The sequence below is a fragment of the Streptomyces sp. LZ34 genome, assembly GCF_053890475.1.
In genome coordinates, this window is sequence record NZ_CM132680.1 from 668,834 (window position 1) to 685,655 (window position 16,822).

Genomic DNA, 16,822 nt, shown 5'->3' on the forward strand with positions numbered 1-16,822 from the left:
ACTGACCGCGGGAGCGAGTCGGGCGGCGGTGCCGACGGCGTGGGCGTCGTCGCGGAGGTCACCCGGTGGCGGCCGATCGTTCCCGCCACCATGCCACCGTCGCCTTGACCTGCTCATCGACAGGGGTGGCCCGTACCGCGAACTCGGCTTCGTAAGCGCTCGCGTCAACCACGAACGGGCGGTCGAACTGGTAACGGATCTCCTTCAGTTCGCGGATCAGCGGGTGGACCGCGCGGGCTCCGTCGGCACGTGCCAGGCCCGTCCCCAGGCCCGTTCCTCGCCGGCGACCTCGACCAGGGCCCTGGCCACATCGGGGAGATAGCTCCAACTGTGCGGGGCGTCCGGATCCCCGAGCGAGGAGACCGGCTTGCCGCGCAGCAGCCGTGGCATGACCCGCGCGGCCAGGTGCCCGCCGTCGGTCACGCCGGGCCCGAAGAAGTCCGAGGCCCGCACCTCGACCGACTTGATACGCCCCTGCTCATGCAGGTTCCGCGCCTGCTCCCAAACGGCGGCGCGCACCCGCCCCTTGGGGCCGGTCGCCGCGAGCGGCAGTTCCTCGGTCATGGGACCGTCCACCGGACCGTAGCCGTAGAGGTTGCCCAGCATGACCAGGACGGCCCCGGTCGCCTCGGCCGCCGCGCAGAGCGACGAGGCCAGCGTCGGCCACTCACCCGCCCAGCGGTGGTAGGGCGGTGCGGCACAGCCGTAGATCGCGGCCGCCCCTGGCACCGCCGCGATCAGTGACTTGCTGTCCGTCGCGTCCAGCGCGACGTGTTCGATGCCGGGCTCCGGGCTTCGGCCCGACTTGGTGATGACCCGTACCGAACGCCCCTGCTCGGCCAGCAGCCGAGCGGTGGCGGCCCCTGCGGGCCCGGACCCTATGACGACATGGAGGCTCACCCCCGCACACTAGCGCGAGTGGCTCACTTCAACTGGACCTCGTCGTAGCGTCCCACCACGACTCTCGCCTGGTTCTCCAGGCTCTCCGATCCGGCCGTCCAGTAGTTTCCGTGCCCCCTGGTGTCGGTGGACATCTGCTTGGCGCCGAAGATGAGGTCGTGGGGGGTGATGAACTGCGTCAGGCCCTCGTGGTGGCCATGGGCGGGCCCTCCCAGCCTGGGGACCGGGTCGTCCTGCGCCTTCTGGTTCCACACATGTCCGGGGGCTACGTCCATGTCCTCGGCCCGCCCCACCTGGACGCCCGGGCTCCCGCTGAACATCACGTCGTCCGCCTCCAGGGTGCTCTGGCGGGCCGCAGAGCCCACCACCACGCTCCCGTAGCTATGAGCCTGCACCGACAGGTGGTCGTCGGCCGACGGGTTGTGGGAGGTGTGCAGCCCCGACAGGAAGTCGTTGAAATCCCCCGCCGCCCGGTCGGCGTACTTGTTCGACGCGCCTTGCGGGAAGAGGTTCTGCGGAGCGTCGTAGCCCTGCCAGGTGATGGTCGACACCTTCGGCTCGCCCGGCATCGCGCTGGCGGCCTGCCACAGGTTGGTGCCCCTGACGATGGGTGTGTGGATGGCGCCGAGTTTGCTCTTGGTGCCGTCGACCATCACGGCGGTGTGATCGGCCATGTCCGGGTTGCCGTTCGCGATGATCGCGCGCCCGTTCTTCTCGGCGTCGAAATCAAGCAGATACGCGGGCGGCAGCCCGTCGCCGGCCGGCTTGTACCCGGAAGGCCGGGTGCCGGAGAAGGGGGCGACCTTTCCCGTCACGTCGAAACGCTCCTGAATGCGCTTCATGCCGTCGAGGGAGGCCTCCACATGCTTCCTATGATTGTCCCACTTCATCCATTCCGGGTTGATCACGTAAGAGCGTCCGGCCAGGATGTTCTTCGGCTTCGGCTCGGGCGGCAGATTGGCCAGCTCGGTCTGGTACTTCGCCCGCTGCTCGTTGAACCAGACGCGATTCGCCTCGTCCCGGTCCTCGACGGGAAGGCCGTCCAGCTTGCCCACGCTCGCCGGATACAGGGAGATGTACTCCGCCTGCTCCTCTTTGCTGAGGCTCTTCCACCAAGCCGCGTTGTGCTTGGGGGACTTGTCCTTGGGAACTTCGCGCACGTAGTCGCCGACCGTCTTCTTGACGTCCCCCCGGTCCTGCGCGGCGTCGGTCCAGTCCTCCTTGGTGACCGACAGATCGGCCACCGTGATCAGCTTGCCCAGCATCTTCGCGTACTTGCCGTCCGCCTCGGTCGCGTCCTTGAGCGCGTCACCGATCCGGTCGGCGAACCCCTGAGCCCGCTGCTTGGGCGTCGTGGTGACGTACGGCGTCAGGCCGTTCCCGGCCGGCTCGTACTCCTGGCCCGGCAGCAGCACCAACGGGGGCTTGTACTCCACCGAACCGTCTTCCTTGACGGTCATCCCCGCGTCCTGGGCATCCTGGACGGCGTTGTCCATCTTCTTCTTCGCCGCCCGCAACTCCCCGGCCAGCCCGTTCAACGCCGTAAGAATCAGCGCACACTCCACCTGCATATAGTGGAAGTTCTCACTCAGCCGCTCCAGCCGGCCAAGCGCCGCACCGACCCCCTGGCCCTTCAGACCCCCGCGGAGCTTTGCCTGGATTTCATTGTTCAGCCGGTCCTTGGCCGCGCCGGCGCTGCTGCTCACCTTGTGCCAGCCATCCGCCGCCTGCTCCAGCTGAGCAGGGTCGATCGCCTTCAACTGCGCAAAAACAACCATGAGGTGGCCCCCGACTGCCTTCCTCCACCCACTGCGCCATGTTCTTCATGACAGAACAAGGAAGGTAACAGAGCGAATTATCGGAGGGGAAGTTTTCCGTGAGTCGCGTCAGTGTCGCACGAGTCGCTTTTCAGGACATCGGCAAGCCGGCCCCGCGCACCACGTTGGTGAGGGGACTCCCCTGTGCCAGACGGGTGACGTTGGCCGCGATCTCCGTGGCCCGGGCAGCGAAGGTTTCCTCGGTATGGCCGGAGTTGTGCGGTGTCATCACCACATTGGGCAGGGTGTGGAACGGCAGGCGGCTCGGCGCGTGCGGCGGGCCGGCCCACCACACGTCGAGGGCCGCACCGGCGATGGTGCCGGCCGACAGCGCCTCGTACAGTGCCTCCTCCTGAACGACGGGGCCGCGGGCGACATTGACGAGGACGGCGTGGCGGCCCATCGTGGCCAGCTCGGCCGGTCCGATCAGCCCGCGGGTGGCGGGGCCCAGCGGAACGGTGACCACGACGATGTCGGAGTCGGCCAGCAGCTCCGGGAGCCGGTCCGTGCCACCCACCCAGTCGGGTCGCAGATCCTCCGGCAGAGGGGCCGACGGATCGCGGCGTACGACCCGCACGCCCAGACCGACCGCCTGGCACAGCCGGCCGATCTCCGTCCCCGTCTCCCCGAACCCGATGACACCGACGCGCCGCCCCCGCAGGGTGTCCCCGAAAGGCAGGGTGGACTCGACGGCGACGTTCCGCCACCGCCCCGCGCGCAGCTCGTGATCGGCCGTGAGCACGCGCCGGGACAGCATCAGAACGCACATCAGGACGTGTTCGGCGATCGACCTGCCGTGGTGGTGGGTGTTGGCCACGATCACATCCGGCCCCAGCGCCCCCAGGGGGATGCCGTCGTAGCCCGCTCCGACCACGTGGACGAGACGGAGCCGTCGGGCCCGCCGCGCGTTCTCCTCGGTGAGCTGTGAGCCGACGTAGACGTCGATGTCGGCGATGGCGTCGGCGATCCGCTCCGCGTCCCAGCCGGAGGCCTCCAGCCACTCGTGCCGGCCCTCGGTCCGCGTCTTCAGCCGCTCGGTGAACCTGCTCAGGATCCGGTGGTTGAGCATGATGCGCATACCGCGGTCACCACCGGGGGGTCTTGGGCTCGAAGGCGGGCTCGAAGCGGCGCATGTAGCCGGTGTCGTCGCGGTCGCGCACCCCGCAGTCGAGGTACTGCCGGTGCAGCCGGGCGAGCGCGTCCCGGTCCAGCTCCACGCCGAGGCCCGGGGCGCTGGGCACCTCGACCCGCCCTTCGGTGAACCGCAGGACTCCCGGGGCGATCACGTCCTCGTCCGGCTGCTTCCACGGCCAGTGCGTGTCGCAGGCATAGGTCAGCCGTGGCGTGGCGGCGGCCAGATGTGTCATCGCGGCGAGGCTGATTCCCAGGTGGGAGTTGGAGTGCATGGACAGGCCGAGGTTGAACGTCTCGCAGATCGCGGCGAGCTGCGCACAGCGCCGCAGGCCGCCCCAGAAGTGGTGGTCGGACAGCACGATCCCCACCGAGCCCTGTGCGACGGCGGGGGCGAGGTCGTCGAAGGAGACGACGCACATGTTGGTCGCCAGGGGGGTGTCGGTCTGCCGTGCCACGGCCGCCATGCCGGCGATACCCCCGGTCGGGTCCTCCAGGTACTGAAGGGTTCCGTCGAGTTCACGGGCGACGTGGAGCGAGGTCTCCACGCTCCAGGCGGCGTTCGGGTCGAGCCGCAGCGGCAGGTCGGGGAAGGCCGCCCGCAGGGCGCGTATCGCGGCGATCTCCTCGTCAGGCGGGAAGACGCCGCCCTTGAGCTTGATGGAGGAGAAGCCGTACTGGTCGATCATGCGCCGGGCCTGTTCGACCAGTCCCTCCGGGTCGAGCGCGGCGCCCCAGTCGTCGTCCGGCTGGTCCGGGTGTCCCGCCCACTTGTAGAAGAGGTAGGCGCTGTAGGGCACGGTGGACCGCACGGCGCCGCCGAGGAGGTCGCTGACCGGCCGTCCCACCAGCTTGCCCTGGATGTCCAGGCAGGCGACGTCGAACGGGGACATGACGCGGTCCACCGTGCTGCTGCCGGTGACCATGCCGGACATGCCGTCCCCTCCGGCGGTGTCCGAACCGAGCGCGCGACGGGTGCGCAGCATCAGGTCGTTCAGGCTCCAGACGTCCATGCCGACGAGTTCCTCGGCGGTCCGGCGCAGCCGCTCCAGGTGCACGGTGCCGCCGTAGGTCTCACCGATGCCGGTGACACCGCTCACCGTGGTGAGTTCCACGATGGTGCGCAGCGCGTACGGTTCATGCACCCCCACCGCGTTGAGCAGGGGGTAGTCCCGGAAGGCCACCGGGGTGACCGTGACTTCGGCGATGCGTTCAGCCGTCCCGCCCATGAACACCGTCCTCATATGTAGCTGACGTCTTCATTTGTAAACAGGGGTCGATGCGGCTGTCAATGTTTCGGCACCGGCGTCAGGAGCGTGCCCTCGGTCATGAACTGATGCAGGTTGCGGAAGGTGAGTTCCCCCATGGCCTCACGCGTCTCATGGGTCGCACTGGCGATGTGCGGAAGCAGGACGACCGTATCCAGGTCCAGCAGGGCCTCGGGAACGCGGGGCTCGTCCGCGAAGACATCGAGCGCCGCACCCGCTATCTTGCCGTTCACCAGGGCGTGCACCAGAGCCGGCTCGTCGACGACGCTGCCCCTCGAGACGTTCACCAGGTAACCCTGAGGGCCGAGCGCGTCGAGCACGCCCGCCGAGACCAGGCCCTGGGTGGCGCCGCCTCCGGAGACCGCCACGACCAGCGCGTCGCATTCCGCGGCGAGCTCGGCGGGCGACGACAGGCGGCGATAGCTCACGTCCTCGGCGGGCGTGCGCGAGCAGTAGAGGAGCTCCACACCGAAGCCCTCCAGCCTCCGGGCGATGGCACGCCCGATCCTGCCGAGCCCGAGGATGCCCACGCGCTTCCCGCTCACCTTGGCCGAGAGGGGGAAGGCGTCCTGGGCCCAGGCCCCGCTGCGGACGAAGCGGTCGGCGGCCGACAGTCGCCGCATCACGTCGATCAGGCCGCCGACGGCGAGGTCGGCCACGCAGTCCGTGAGTACGTCCGGGGTGTTGCTGACGTCGATGCCGCGCGCACGGGCCCGGGAGACGTCCGTGGTCTCGTAGCCGACTCCGAAGTGGACGATCGCGCGGAGCGCGGGCAGGGCGTCCATCAGATCGTTCGACACTCCGAACCGTGCGCTGGTCACGGCGGCCACCACCTCGCCACCGTGGTCCCGCAGATAGGCGTCGGGATCGGGCAGCTCCGCGAGTCGCACGATGTGATGGTGCGCGGCCAGCGCGGCTTCCAGGGTCGGCAGCAGCGGACACACCTGAAGCACAGTGCCGTCGGTGCCGTCAGCGGCGTCGGTGCCAATGGTGCCAGTTGAGGGCATGGGCCACTCCCGTTCTTGTGGAATGGCCGGGAGCGTATGGCCGATTTCGATGCCTGTCTAAGCTTAAAAGTGTATCGCTCGATACCTTCTCCGTATCAATGGGCTGCCAGGGGACTCGTCCTGACCTGCTTCGGGCCACGCGACCAACGCTTTGGCCAGACCCCTTGACGCCCCCGCACCTCGGCCTTAGCTTCGGCGTTTACAAATGCAGACCGGGTACGCATGTATGGACAGCCATGTCAACAATCGCGTCTCCGGCGGCACCACTTCAGCCCTTTCGGAGATACGCCGACGATGAAGTCCTCCGTACGCTCCTTCCCTCGCCCAAAAAGGTCCCGAGCACATCCGGTTCTCACCTTTCTGGCCGCGGGCACGATGCTGCTGACCAGCGCGTGCGCCGTGGCGAACAGCGACGCCGCCGGTGACGCCGGCAGCGCGGACGGCAGCACGCTGCGGGTGGTTCTCACTCAGGAACCACCGACGCTGGAACCCTGCGAGTCATCGACAACCGCGACCGGTGTCGTCGTCCGCTCCAACATCACTGAACCGCTGGTTGAACGGGACCCCACCTCGGGCAAGTTGGAGCCACTACTGGCGACCGGCTGGCGGCAGACGAAGCCCACGACATGGACCTTCGACATCCGCACCGGCGTGACCTTCCAGAACGGACAGCCGTTCACCGCCAAGGACGCCGCGTTCTCCATCGACCGCGCCGTCAACTCCGATCTCGCCTGTAACGTGGACGGCTATGTCTTCGGCGACGACAAGCTCGACGTGCGCGCCGTCAGCCCCACCCGGCTGACCGTCACCACCAAGAAGGCCGACCCCATCCTCCCGCTGCGGATCAGCTTCATCGAGATCGTGCCGCGCACCACCGACGCCAAGGCCAAGGTGCGGGTGCCGATCGGCACCGGCCCCTACGCGGTCAAGGCCTGGCAGACCGGTGTTTCGATCTCCCTGACCCGTTACGGCAAGTACTGGGGGAAGGCCCCCGCCTACCCCCGGGCCATGTATGTCTGGCGCAGCGATGCCAGCGTCCGCGCAGCCATGATCAACAAGGGCGAGGCCGACATCGCGACCTCGCTGGATCCCATGGACGCGACCAAGGACAACTCCGTCGCCTTCCCCAACAACGAGACGACCGCCCTGCGGCTGGACGGCCGTGAGGCACCGCTCAACGACATCCGGGTGCGCAAGGCGATCGGCATGGCCATCGACCGCAAGGGCATCGTCAAAGCTCTTCTCGGCGGACTGGCCAAGCCCGCCGCGCAACTCGTCCCACCGGGCGTGGTGGGCCACAACGACGACCTCGTCCCTCCCTCGTACAACGTGGCCGCGGCCCGCGCGCTGGTCAAGCAGGCGGCTGCCGACGGCGTCCCCATCAAGCGGCGGATCACCATCGTCGCGCGCAACGGCCAGTTCGCCGGGATCGCGGAGACGGCCGAGGCCCTGCAGTACGAGATGGCTCAGATAGGGCTGAACGTAAGGATTCGCATGGCGGATACGGCCACCAGTCTTCAGTACCAGCTGCGTCCGCTGCCTCGCGGCGTCGGGCCGATAGCGATGCTGGTCCAGCACGGCAACCAGGCCGGGGACGCGGCCTTCACCACCAGTCAGTACCTGCTGAGCAACGGCCCGCAGTCCACCTTCGGGACCCCGGAGCTCGACCGGCGCATCGCCGCGGCGAACGCGCTCTCCGGCAAGGCCCGTGAGAAGGCCTTCGCCGATCTGCTCGCCTACCAGAACAAGACGGTCGCGCAGTTCGCCTACCTGGCTCATATGCGCGGACTGCTCGGCCTGTCGCCGTCGGTCCGGTACCGGCCGAACTCCGCCACCGGAGACGAGATGCGACTGGCCGAGGCCAGCCCGGTGAAGGCGGGGAAGCACTGACATGGTGACCTTCCTGCGCAAGCGCATCATCTCCAGCGCCATTCCCCTGGTCTTCGTGGTGCTGGGCGTGTTCTGCCTGGCACGCCTGACCGGCAACCCGGTCGACCTCTATCTGCCGCTGAGCGCCACCTCCCAGCAGCGCGCGGAGTTCTCCGCCGCCCACGGCTTCGACGACTCCATCCCGGTGCAGCTGTGGCACTACCTCACCCAGGCCGCGCACCTCGACTTCGGCACCTCGCTGCGCACCGGGCAGTCGGCCACCACGATGGTGCTCGACGCGTTTCCCGTCACCCTCCAGCTCGCCGGCATGACCATGCTCCTGGCGATCCTCGGCGCCCTGCTGGTCGGCAGCCTCGCCGCCTACTGGCCCAACTCGCTCATCGACCGGATCGCCGGTCTGCTGTCGATGACCGCGGCCAGCATCCCCGACTTCTGGTTCGCGATCATGGGTGTGCTGGTCTTCGGGGTGGGCCTGGACTGGCTGCCGACCTCCGGCACCCTGGGCGGCCCCGAGATATGGGTGCTGCCCATCGCCACCTTGCTGATCCGTCCGTTCGGCGTGCTCGTCCAGGTGGTCCGCGGCAGCATGGTCGGCGCGCTGTCCGCGCCCTATGTCAAGGTCGCCCGCAGCAAGGGCGCCGATGCCAAGCGAGTGGTGTTCGGACACGCCCTGCGCAACGCCATCACGCCCGTCCTGACCGTGGCCGGGGACCTCACCGTCGGTCTCGTCAACGGCGCGGTGATCGTGGAAACGATCTTCGGCTGGCCCGGGATCGGCAAGCTCATGATCGACTCGATTCTGCAGCGCGACTTCGCCGTGTTGCAGGCCGCCGTCATGATCACCGCAGTGACGATCTTCGTGCTGAACATCGTCGTCGACGTCTGCCACGCGCTGATCGACCCCCGAGTGCGCCAGGCGGTGCCGGCGTGAGCCAAGGAGCCACCATGACCGACCCTGTTGACCGTCCCTCCGGCGCGGCCGACTCGCCGCGCGCCCGTCCGCCCCGCTGGTGGCGGCTGCTCGGCCGGGACCGGACCGCGGCCGTCGCGGCCGTCATCCTCGCCCTGGTGTTCCTCATCGCGCTGTTCGGCCGGCTCTTCGTCGGCGACCGGGCGGTACGCCAGGACCTCGGCGCCTCGCTGCGCGCGCCGTCCCTCGACCACGGCTTCTACGGGCTGCTCGGCACGGACGTGCTGGGACGCAGCGTGCTGGCCCGGCTGGTCGAGGCCGCCGGGACCACGCTGTACGTCGCGGTGCCCGCGGTGCTGTGCTCGCTGCTCATCGGCTCCGCGCTGGGGATGTGGGCCGGCTACCACGGGGGCTGGCGCGAGAACATCGCGATGCGCGTCGCCGACGTCATCCTCAGCTTCCCCTCGCTGCTGATCGCGGTGGTCGTGCTGTACGTCTTCTCGCCCAGCGCGATGAACATCGTGCTGATCCTCGCCATCGCGCGCATACCCGTCTATCTGCGCACCGCCCGCGCGGAGTCTGCCGAGCTCAAGAGCCGCCTGTTCGTCGACGCGGCCAGGACCTTCGGCACGCCGAGCCGGAACATCATCATCCGGCACATCCTGCCGATCGCGCTGCCGACGCTGCTGACCGTGGCCACGCTCGACTTCTGCTTCGTCATGCTGACCGAGTCCTCGCTGAGCTTCCTCGGCATCGGCATCCAGCCCCCGGATGTGAGCTGGGGGCTGATGGTGGCCCAGGGCCGCCAGTACCTGCAGACCGCCTGGTGGATCGCCGTGCTGCCGGGGCTCGCGATCGTACTCACCACAGTGTCGGCCACGGTGCTCGCCGCGTGGGTGCGGCTGGCCACGGACCCCGCCCAGCGCTGGCGTCTGACGCTGCCCAAGAAGCGACGCGGCGCCCGAGCCGCCGTTCCCTCGGAGATGATCGCGTGAAGCCGTCAACCCTGCCCGCGCCCTCTGAGGCCGGTCGTCCCGCGCTCGAAGTCGAGGGACTCTCCGTCGATCTGCGCACCCCCTCCGGCACGGTACGCGCCGTGGACGGCGTCAGCTTCAGCGTGCGCAAGGGGCGCACACTGGCGCTGCTGGGCGAGTCCGGCTGTGGCAAGTCGATGACCGCGCTGTCGATCGCCGGACTGCTCGACCCGGTGGCCGAGGTGACGGACGGATCCGTGTGCGTGTCCGGCACCGATGTGCTGAAGTTGAAACCGGCGGGCCGCAGAAAGCTCGCCGGCCCCGGGCTGTCGATCGTCTTCCAGGACGCGCTGACCGCGCTCAACCCCGTGCAGCCGGTCGGGAGGCAACTCGCCGAGCCGTTCCGCATCCATCGCGGGCTGTCGCGGCGCGAAGCCAGGGAGAAGGCAGTCGAGCTGATGACCCGCGTCGGCATCCCCGAGCCGCGGCTGCGGGCCCGCTCGTACCCGCATCAGTTCTCCGGCGGTATGCGCCAGCGCCTGCTCATCGCGATGGCCGTCGCCCTCGACCCCGATGTGCTGATCGCCGACGAGCCCACGACCGCGCTCGACGTCACCGTGCAGGCGCAGATCATGCGGCTGCTGCGGGACCTGCAGACCGAGCGGGACATGGCGGTCGTACTGATCACCCACGACCTGGCGGTGGTCGCCCAGCGCGCCGACGACGTCGTGGTCATGTACGCGGGCAACGTGGTGGAGACCGGCCCGGTGGCGGAGGTGTTCTCCAGCCCCCGCCACCCCTACACCAAGGGGTTGCTCGACTCCGTTCCCGAACATGCCGTCAGGGGGCGCCCGCTGCCCGCCGTGCCGGGGAGCCCGCCCGAGCTCAGCGCGGTCCCCTCCGGCTGCGTCTTCCAGGCCAGATGCCCGCTGGCCAGGGAGCGCTGTGCCCAGGAACGTCCTCAGCTGGTGTCCGTCGGCGCCTCACGCTCGGCCGCCTGCCACTTTTCCGAGGAGCTCGACCGTGTCTGATGTATCTGGGATTCCCGTCGCCGAAACCACCGCCGCGGACCCGCGCGGTGACAGCTCGGATGGCTCCCCGCCCCTGCTCGAGGTCCGCGGCATCACCAAGTCGTTCGGCCATGGGCGCCGGCGCCTGACCGCGCTGGACGGAGTCGATGTGCGGCTCGAGCGCGGGGAGACCCTCGGCCTGGTGGGCGAGTCCGGCTGTGGCAAGTCGACCCTGGCCAGAGTGGTGCTCGGGCTGGAACGGCCGGACTCGGGGACGGTGCGCTTCAACGGCACCGATCCGTTCACCCTCAAGGGCAAGGAACTGCTGGCCTGGCGGCGTCGGGTGCAGATGGTGTTCCAGGACCCGTTCGCCTCGCTCAACGCCCGGATGTCCGCGGCCGACCTCATCGGCGAGCCGTGGCGCACCCACCGCGACATCGTGCCCACGGCGAAGGACCGGGACCGACGGGTCCGTGAGCTGCTGTCCCTCGTCGGACTGCGGGAGAGCGACGCCCACCGCTACCCGAACGAGTTCTCCGGCGGGCAGCGGCAGCGCATCGGCATCGCCCGCGCGCTGGCGCTCGACCCCGACCTCATCGTGTGCGACGAGCCCGTGTCCGCGCTGGACCTGTCGGTGCAGGCCCAGGTGCTCAATGTGCTCTCCGAGCTGCGCGAGAGGCTCGGCGTCTCCTATGTCTTCATCTCCCATGACCTGTCTGTGGTCAGACATGTCTCCGACCGGGTGACGGTGATGTATCTGGGCAAGGTCATCGAACACGGCAACACCGAAGACGTCTTCGACCGGCCCCTGCACCCCTACACCGCCGCCCTGATGTCGGCCGCGCCCACGCTCGACGTCTCCGGGGAGACACCCGACGGGGAGATCCAGTTGCGCGGGGAGATCCCCTCCCCGTACGACATTCCGTCGGGCTGCCGGTTCCGCACCCGCTGCTGGAAGAGCGAGGCCCGGTGCGCCGAGCACGCTCCCCAGGTCGTCACCCGCGACAGCACGGCGGACACCGTGCGGGAGCCGCACGAGGCCCTGTGCCACTTCCCGCTGGGCACCGGGCCGACGGGAGCATGAGCGCGCCGGAGTTCGTCCTGCTCTTCTTCACCGTGGCGGTCGGGTCGCTGTTCCAGGTCTCCATCGGCTTCGGACTCGGCCTGCTCGCCGCCCCGGTGATCGCGATGCTGGACCCCTCGCTCACCCCGGTGGTGGTGCTGCTGCTCGCCACCGGGGTCACGGCCGCCGTCCTGGTGCTGGAAGGCGGGCACGCGGACGTACGAGGAGCGGGGTGGGCGCTGGTCGGCCGGGTGCCGGGCGTCCTGGGCGGCGCGGTGCTGGTCGCCGTGCTGCCCGCCCGGCAACTCGCCTTCCTCGTCGCCGTGGTCGTCCTCGCGGGCGTCGCGGTGAGCCTGCGCGGCTTCGTCCCGAGGCCAGGACGGCGGTCCGTACTGCTGGCCGGCCTGGTTTCGGGGGTGATGGGCACGGCCACCTCCATCGGGGGGCCGCCGATGGCCATGGTCTGGCAGCGCTTGAGCGGCCCGAAGCTGCGCTCCACGATGAGCGGGTTCTTCCTGGCCGGCTCCGCGATGAGTCTGGCCACGCTGACGGCGACCGGGGCCGTGCACACGAACAGCCTGCGGTACACCGCCCTGCTGGCCCCGGCCGCGGCGATCGGGGTGCTGCTCGCCCGCCCGCTGTCCAGCAGACTGGACATGCGGCGTACCAGGGCCGTCGCCATGGTGCTCGCGGTGGCGAGCGCGACCGTGCTGCTGATCCAGCAGTTCCTCTGAGCCGGCAGCTCCTCTGAGCCGGGCTGCCGCCCCGTCGGCGTACGACGCGTGCCGGGCGGCGGTGCGCGGTCGGGAGTCCTGACGAAAGCCATGGGGCGGCACCCCTCGCTCCGGCGCGTCAGGCGCTCGCCGCGCGTGCCGCCGCCAGGTCCGTCGCCAGGCGCTCCTCGACCGGAACGCTCGGTTCGGAGTACTGGCCGGACAGGCAGACGGGTCCCGACCAGCCCATGTCGGCCAGCCGGTTGAAGACCGCCGACCAGTTCGACAACCCCTCGGCGCCCGGGACGAAGCACGGCTTCCAGTGACCGCCGACCGACTCCCCGGCGGGCTCGACCGGCACATGGACGACGTTCTTGAGGTTGACGATGCCGAGCCGGTCCGCGACCAGCGGCAGTGTCACCCCGGGGTCGTCGCCCGCGAGCGCGTCGTGGGCGGCGTCCCACACCACCCGGAAACCCTCCGGCGGCAGCCCGTCGAGGAGGTCCATCACGCCCAGCGCGGAGGAGACGAAGCGCCCATGGTGCGGCTGCACCCCCACCTGCACGCCGTACCGCTCCACCAGGGGTGCGGCGGCTTCCAGGCGCTGCCGGAAGCGGCGGACGGAGGCGGTATAGCCGTCGGGGCCGAGTTCGGCCATGACGCGGATCATCGGCACGCCCGCCGCGCGGCAGGCCGCGAAGACGGGCTCGTCCAGTCCGCTCGCGACGCTGATGACCTCGACGCCGTGGGCCTTCAGCTGGGCGGTGAAGGTCGGCAGCAGCCGTTCGGCCTCGGCCGGGGTGACGTGCGCGGTGTCCCGTACCGGGACCTCGGCGCCGGTGAAGCCGAGTCCGGAGACCAGCTTGCCCAGCTCGTCACCGGGCAGGCCGGACCAGGGCTTGGTGAAGACGGACCACAGGTATGTCATGGATCAGCGGCCTCCGAGTCCGCTCATGGTGATGCCTTTGACGAACCATCGCTGGGTGAGGAAGAAGAGCAGGATCAGCGGAACGGTGGTGATGGTGGCCGCCATCAGCAGCAGGTTCCACTGGGTTCCGTTGGTGGACTGGAACACCTGTAGGCCGACCGACGCGGTCCTGGTGGCGTCGCTGTTGGAGATCACCAGCGGCCAGAGCAGGTTGTTCCACTGGCTGATGAACTTGAACACGGCCAGGGTGGCGATGGCCGGCACGGCCAGCGGGACGATCACCCGGACGAAGGTCTGCCAGCGGTTCGCCCCGTCCAGGCGGGCCGCCTCCTCGTAGTCCCGGGGGATGCCGAGGAAGAACTGCCGCAGCAGGAACACCCCGAGCGCGGTGAACGCGTGCGGCAGGATCATCCCGGCCCAGGTGTCGACCCCGTGCAACTTGGCGACCAGGATGAACTGCGGGACCAGGGTGACCTGCGTCGGGATCATCAAGGTGGCCAGATACACGCCGAACAGCACCTCGCGGCCACGGAAGTTGAGCCGGGCGAAGGCGTACGCGGCCAGCGCCGCGGTGATCGTCTCCAGGATCGTGGTGCCACCGGCGAAGATGACGGTGTTCAGCAGATAGCGGCCGATCGGGACCAGGTCGAAGGCGCGGCCGATGTTCTCCGGGTGCCAGCTGCTCGGCCAGAAGGAGGGCTTGGCCTCCATCGATTCGGTGTCGGACTGGAAGCCGACCAGGACCATCATCACGATCGGGGTGAGGGTGATCGCCGTGGCCAGGAAGCAGGTGAACACCAGCAGTTTCCGTCTCGCGACGGGCGAGCGGCGCAGCGGCGCGAGTACGGGGGTGTCAGTTGTCATAGTGCACCAGCCTCCGCTGGAGGAGGAACTGCATCGCGGTGATCACCGCGATGAAGGCGAACAGCACGATCGACTGCGCGGCCGCGTAGCCCTGCTCATAGTTCTGGAATCCCGTCTGGTAGATGTACACGACCAGGGTGGTGGTACGTGACCCCGGCCCGCCGTCCGTCATCACCAGTGCCTGGTCGAATACCTGGAACGAATTGATGATCGAGGTGACGACGACGAAGAACATCGCCGGGGAGAGCAGCGGCAGCGTCACGCTGCGGAAGGTCCTCCACGGTGTGGCGCCGTCGACCCTGGCGGCCTCGTACAGCTGCTGCGGGATGGCCTGCAGTCCGGCGAGGAAGATCACCATGCCGAACCCGAAGCTCTTCCAGACGCTCATCACGATCAGGGCCGGCATCGCCCAGTCGTCCGAGATCAGCCAGGCCGGACCGTCGATTCCGAAGACGCCGAGCACGGCGTTGACCAGTCCGTCGGTCGGGATGTAGAGCCAGATCCAGACGAAGGCCACCGCGACGGTGATGGTGGCATAGGGCAGCAGGAGCAGCGACCGGAAGACCGCGATGCGCCGGATCCCCTGGTTGAGCAGCAGGGCGAGCGCCAGGCTGACCAGCAGGGTCAACGGCACGCTGGCGAAGGTGAAGTACAGGGTGTTGCCGAATGCCGACCAGAACGTCTCGTCCGGTCCCAGCCGGGTGAAGTTGTCCAGGCCCGCGAAGCTGGGCGGGCTGAACAGATTCCAGTCGAGCAGCGAGATCACACCCGCGGCGATGACCGGGCCGGCGGTGAAGACGAGAAACCCGATCAGACTGGGCAACAGGAACAGCCAGGCGGTGAACGCCTCCGAGCGGCTCCATCGGGGGCGCGGCCCGGAGGGCCGCCGGGTCGGGGTCCCGGGTGCGGCGGTGCGGGTCTCGACAGCCATGGTCTTCCTCCCTAACCGCGCCGGTCGGCTTGTCGGACGGCGTCCCGGTGCTGCCGCATCAGGACGTTCAGCCGCGGGTTGATGTTCTCGATGGTCTCGGCGACCGTCAGATCGCCGAGGAAGGCCCGCGGCAGCTCCTGGCCCATCAGCAGCCGCACCCGGTTCCAGTTGGTGGTGACGTCGAAGGGGTGGCCGCCGGCGACCTCGCCCTTGAGAATCCGCTGGACGACGCCGAGGTTGGCGGGCGGTGGTTTGAAGGCGCTGCCCGCCGAGCGCCTGGCCGGGTTGTTACGCCCGGCCGTCGCGTAGATGTCCAGCGCGCCGGTGCTGGTCAGGGTCTTCAGCAGCCGCCAGGCCAGATCCAGGTCGGAGCCCTTGACGCCGGAGGGGATGCCGAAGCTGGAGCCCGACACGCGCGGTTTGCTCCCCGCGGGCCCCGCGGGGAACGGGACGATGTCCCATTCGAAGGGCGCCTTGCGGACGTTGAGCACCTGCCAGGGTCCGTTCTGCATGAACGCGACATTGCCCTGGAGAAAGTTGGCCAGGGCGTTGCCGCTGGCCTTCGCGCTGACCAGGTTGGTGATCGGCGGGGTCGCACGGTCCTTGACGAACAGATCGATGACGAATTCGATGGCGTGCCGGGCCTCGGGGGCGTCCAGGGCGCTGGCGTCGCCTTTGTCGTTGATGACGTTGCCGCCGGCAGAGTAGATCCACGACACCAGGTCGTCGATGGCCGGCCCGCAGGTGAACCCGTAACTGTCCTTGGGCCCGCTCAGCTCGATCGCCAGGTCCCGGAGGGTCTCCCAGGTCATGGGCTTGGTGGGGGACGGCGGGTCGATGCCGTGCTTGTCGAGCAGCGTCTTGTTGTAGTAGAGCACGGTGGGCGCCACATCGAAGCCGATGCCGTAGGTCTTGCCCGCGAAGGACGAGAGCGACCGGATCGCGGGGTAGAAGTCGTCGATGTCGAAGTCCGGGTCCTCGGCGATCAGGTCGTCCAGGGACCGGTACGCGCCGCGCGCCGCGTAGGTCGGCACCATCCAGCCGTTGATGCCGGTGACCAGACTGGCCGTTCCGCTGACCAGTTGGAGGTCGAGTTTGGTGGCGTAGCTGTCCGACGGGGTGAGCGTCGAGACCGAATTGACGTGCATCCGCTTCTCGACGTAGCTGCCGAACGCGGACCAGACCTTGCCCTCCTCCGGGCCGTTGGACCACATGGACCAGGTGGCGGTGCCCGGTGGCGGGCCGGACGAGCAGCCGCTCAGGCCCGCGACGGCGAGCCCTCCGGCGGCGGTTCTTCTGAGCAGGGTGCGGCGGGACAAGCTGGAAGACATCGTCGTCTCCTCGCTGTTCAAGGACGTGCTGCGGTGAGGGCGTGCTGCGGGGGGGACATGCTGTGGGGGGCGTGCTGTGGGGGCG

The 16,822-nt window shown here is 69.1% G+C and carries 14 protein-coding genes and 1 pseudogene; 6 read left to right on the forward strand and 9 right to left on the reverse strand.

Annotated elements, in window-relative coordinates; genetic code table 11:
• Nucleotides 1-58: 58 nt before the first annotated feature.
• The 5 genes and pseudogenes from ACWY4P_RS02165 to ACWY4P_RS02185 form a co-directional block, all read right to left on the reverse strand.
• Nucleotides 59-900 (reverse strand): annotated as a pseudogene (locus tag ACWY4P_RS02165) (NAD-dependent epimerase/dehydratase family protein).
• Nucleotides 901-923: 23 nt separating this feature from the next.
• Nucleotides 924-2,678: an alpha/beta hydrolase gene (locus ACWY4P_RS02170; protein WP_456208370.1), complete on the reverse strand. Its 1,755-nt coding sequence runs from the start codon at nt 2,676-2,678 to the stop codon at nt 924-926.
• Nucleotides 2,679-2,808: 130 nt separating this feature from the next.
• Nucleotides 2,809-3,795 (reverse strand): 2-hydroxyacid dehydrogenase, encoded by a 987-nt coding sequence (locus ACWY4P_RS02175; RefSeq protein WP_456208371.1) that lies wholly within the window; start codon nt 3,793-3,795, stop codon nt 2,809-2,811.
• A gap of 7 nt (nt 3,796-3,802) precedes the next feature.
• On the reverse strand, nt 3,803-5,077 hold the full coding sequence (locus ACWY4P_RS02180) for a glucarate dehydratase family protein (protein ID WP_456208372.1): 1,275 nt from the start codon (nt 5,075-5,077) through the stop codon (nt 3,803-3,805).
• 59 nt (nt 5,078-5,136) lie between these two features.
• The gene (locus ACWY4P_RS02185; protein WP_456208373.1) at nt 5,137-6,123 is read right to left on the reverse strand and encodes a 2-hydroxyacid dehydrogenase; all 987 of its coding nucleotides are present in this window, start codon (nt 6,121-6,123) and stop codon (nt 5,137-5,139) included.
• Nucleotides 6,124-6,522: 399 nt separating this feature from the next.
• Between ACWY4P_RS02185 and ACWY4P_RS02190 the strand changes: the two genes are divergently transcribed.
• Genes ACWY4P_RS02190 through ACWY4P_RS02215 form a run of 6 tightly spaced genes read left to right on the forward strand, consistent with a single transcriptional unit; the run spans nt 6,523 to nt 12,704 of the window.
• A complete protein-coding gene (locus ACWY4P_RS02190) occupies nt 6,523-8,013 on the forward strand; it encodes an ABC transporter substrate-binding protein (RefSeq protein WP_456208374.1) in 1,491 nt (496 codons plus the stop codon).
• A 1-nt stretch (nt 8,014) separates the two neighbouring features.
• A complete protein-coding gene (locus tag ACWY4P_RS02195) occupies nt 8,015-8,944 on the forward strand; it encodes an ABC transporter permease (protein ID WP_456208375.1) in 930 nt (309 codons plus the stop codon).
• Nucleotides 8,945-8,958: 14 nt separating this feature from the next.
• Nucleotides 8,959-9,918, forward strand: coding sequence for an ABC transporter permease (locus ACWY4P_RS02200; protein WP_456208376.1), 960 nt, complete (start codon nt 8,959-8,961; stop codon nt 9,916-9,918).
• The gene (locus ACWY4P_RS02205; protein ID WP_456208377.1) at nt 9,915-10,928 is read left to right on the forward strand and encodes an ABC transporter ATP-binding protein; all 1,014 of its coding nucleotides are present in this window, start codon (nt 9,915-9,917) and stop codon (nt 10,926-10,928) included. The genes ACWY4P_RS02200 and ACWY4P_RS02205 overlap by 4 nt, the downstream gene beginning before the upstream one ends.
• Nucleotides 10,921-11,991 (forward strand): ABC transporter ATP-binding protein, encoded by a 1,071-nt coding sequence (locus ACWY4P_RS02210; protein ID WP_456208378.1) that lies wholly within the window; start codon nt 10,921-10,923, stop codon nt 11,989-11,991. The genes ACWY4P_RS02205 and ACWY4P_RS02210 overlap by 8 nt, the downstream gene beginning before the upstream one ends.
• Nucleotides 11,988-12,704, forward strand: a complete 717-nt coding sequence (locus ACWY4P_RS02215; RefSeq protein WP_456208379.1) for a TSUP family transporter — start codon at nt 11,988-11,990, stop codon at nt 12,702-12,704. Before ACWY4P_RS02210 ends, ACWY4P_RS02215 begins: the two co-directional genes overlap by 4 nt.
• Nucleotides 12,705-12,822: 118 nt before the next feature.
• Here ACWY4P_RS02215 and ACWY4P_RS02220 read toward each other — a convergent pair whose 3' ends face one another.
• The 4 genes from ACWY4P_RS02220 to ACWY4P_RS02235 are packed head-to-tail and all read right to left on the reverse strand — an operon-like array spanning nt 12,823 to nt 16,737.
• A complete protein-coding gene (locus tag ACWY4P_RS02220) occupies nt 12,823-13,611 on the reverse strand; it encodes a sugar phosphate isomerase/epimerase family protein (protein WP_456208380.1) in 789 nt (262 codons plus the stop codon).
• A 3-nt stretch (nt 13,612-13,614) separates the two neighbouring features.
• A complete protein-coding gene (locus tag ACWY4P_RS02225) occupies nt 13,615-14,475 on the reverse strand; it encodes a carbohydrate ABC transporter permease (protein ID WP_456208381.1) in 861 nt (286 codons plus the stop codon).
• On the reverse strand, nt 14,465-15,406 hold the full coding sequence (locus ACWY4P_RS02230; RefSeq protein ID WP_456208382.1) for a carbohydrate ABC transporter permease: 942 nt from the start codon (nt 15,404-15,406) through the stop codon (nt 14,465-14,467). The genes ACWY4P_RS02225 and ACWY4P_RS02230 overlap by 11 nt, the downstream gene beginning before the upstream one ends.
• An 11-nt stretch (nt 15,407-15,417) precedes the next feature.
• The gene (locus ACWY4P_RS02235; protein WP_456208383.1) at nt 15,418-16,737 is read right to left on the reverse strand and encodes an ABC transporter substrate-binding protein; all 1,320 of its coding nucleotides are present in this window, start codon (nt 16,735-16,737) and stop codon (nt 15,418-15,420) included.
• Nucleotides 16,738-16,822: the final 85 nt, after the last annotated feature.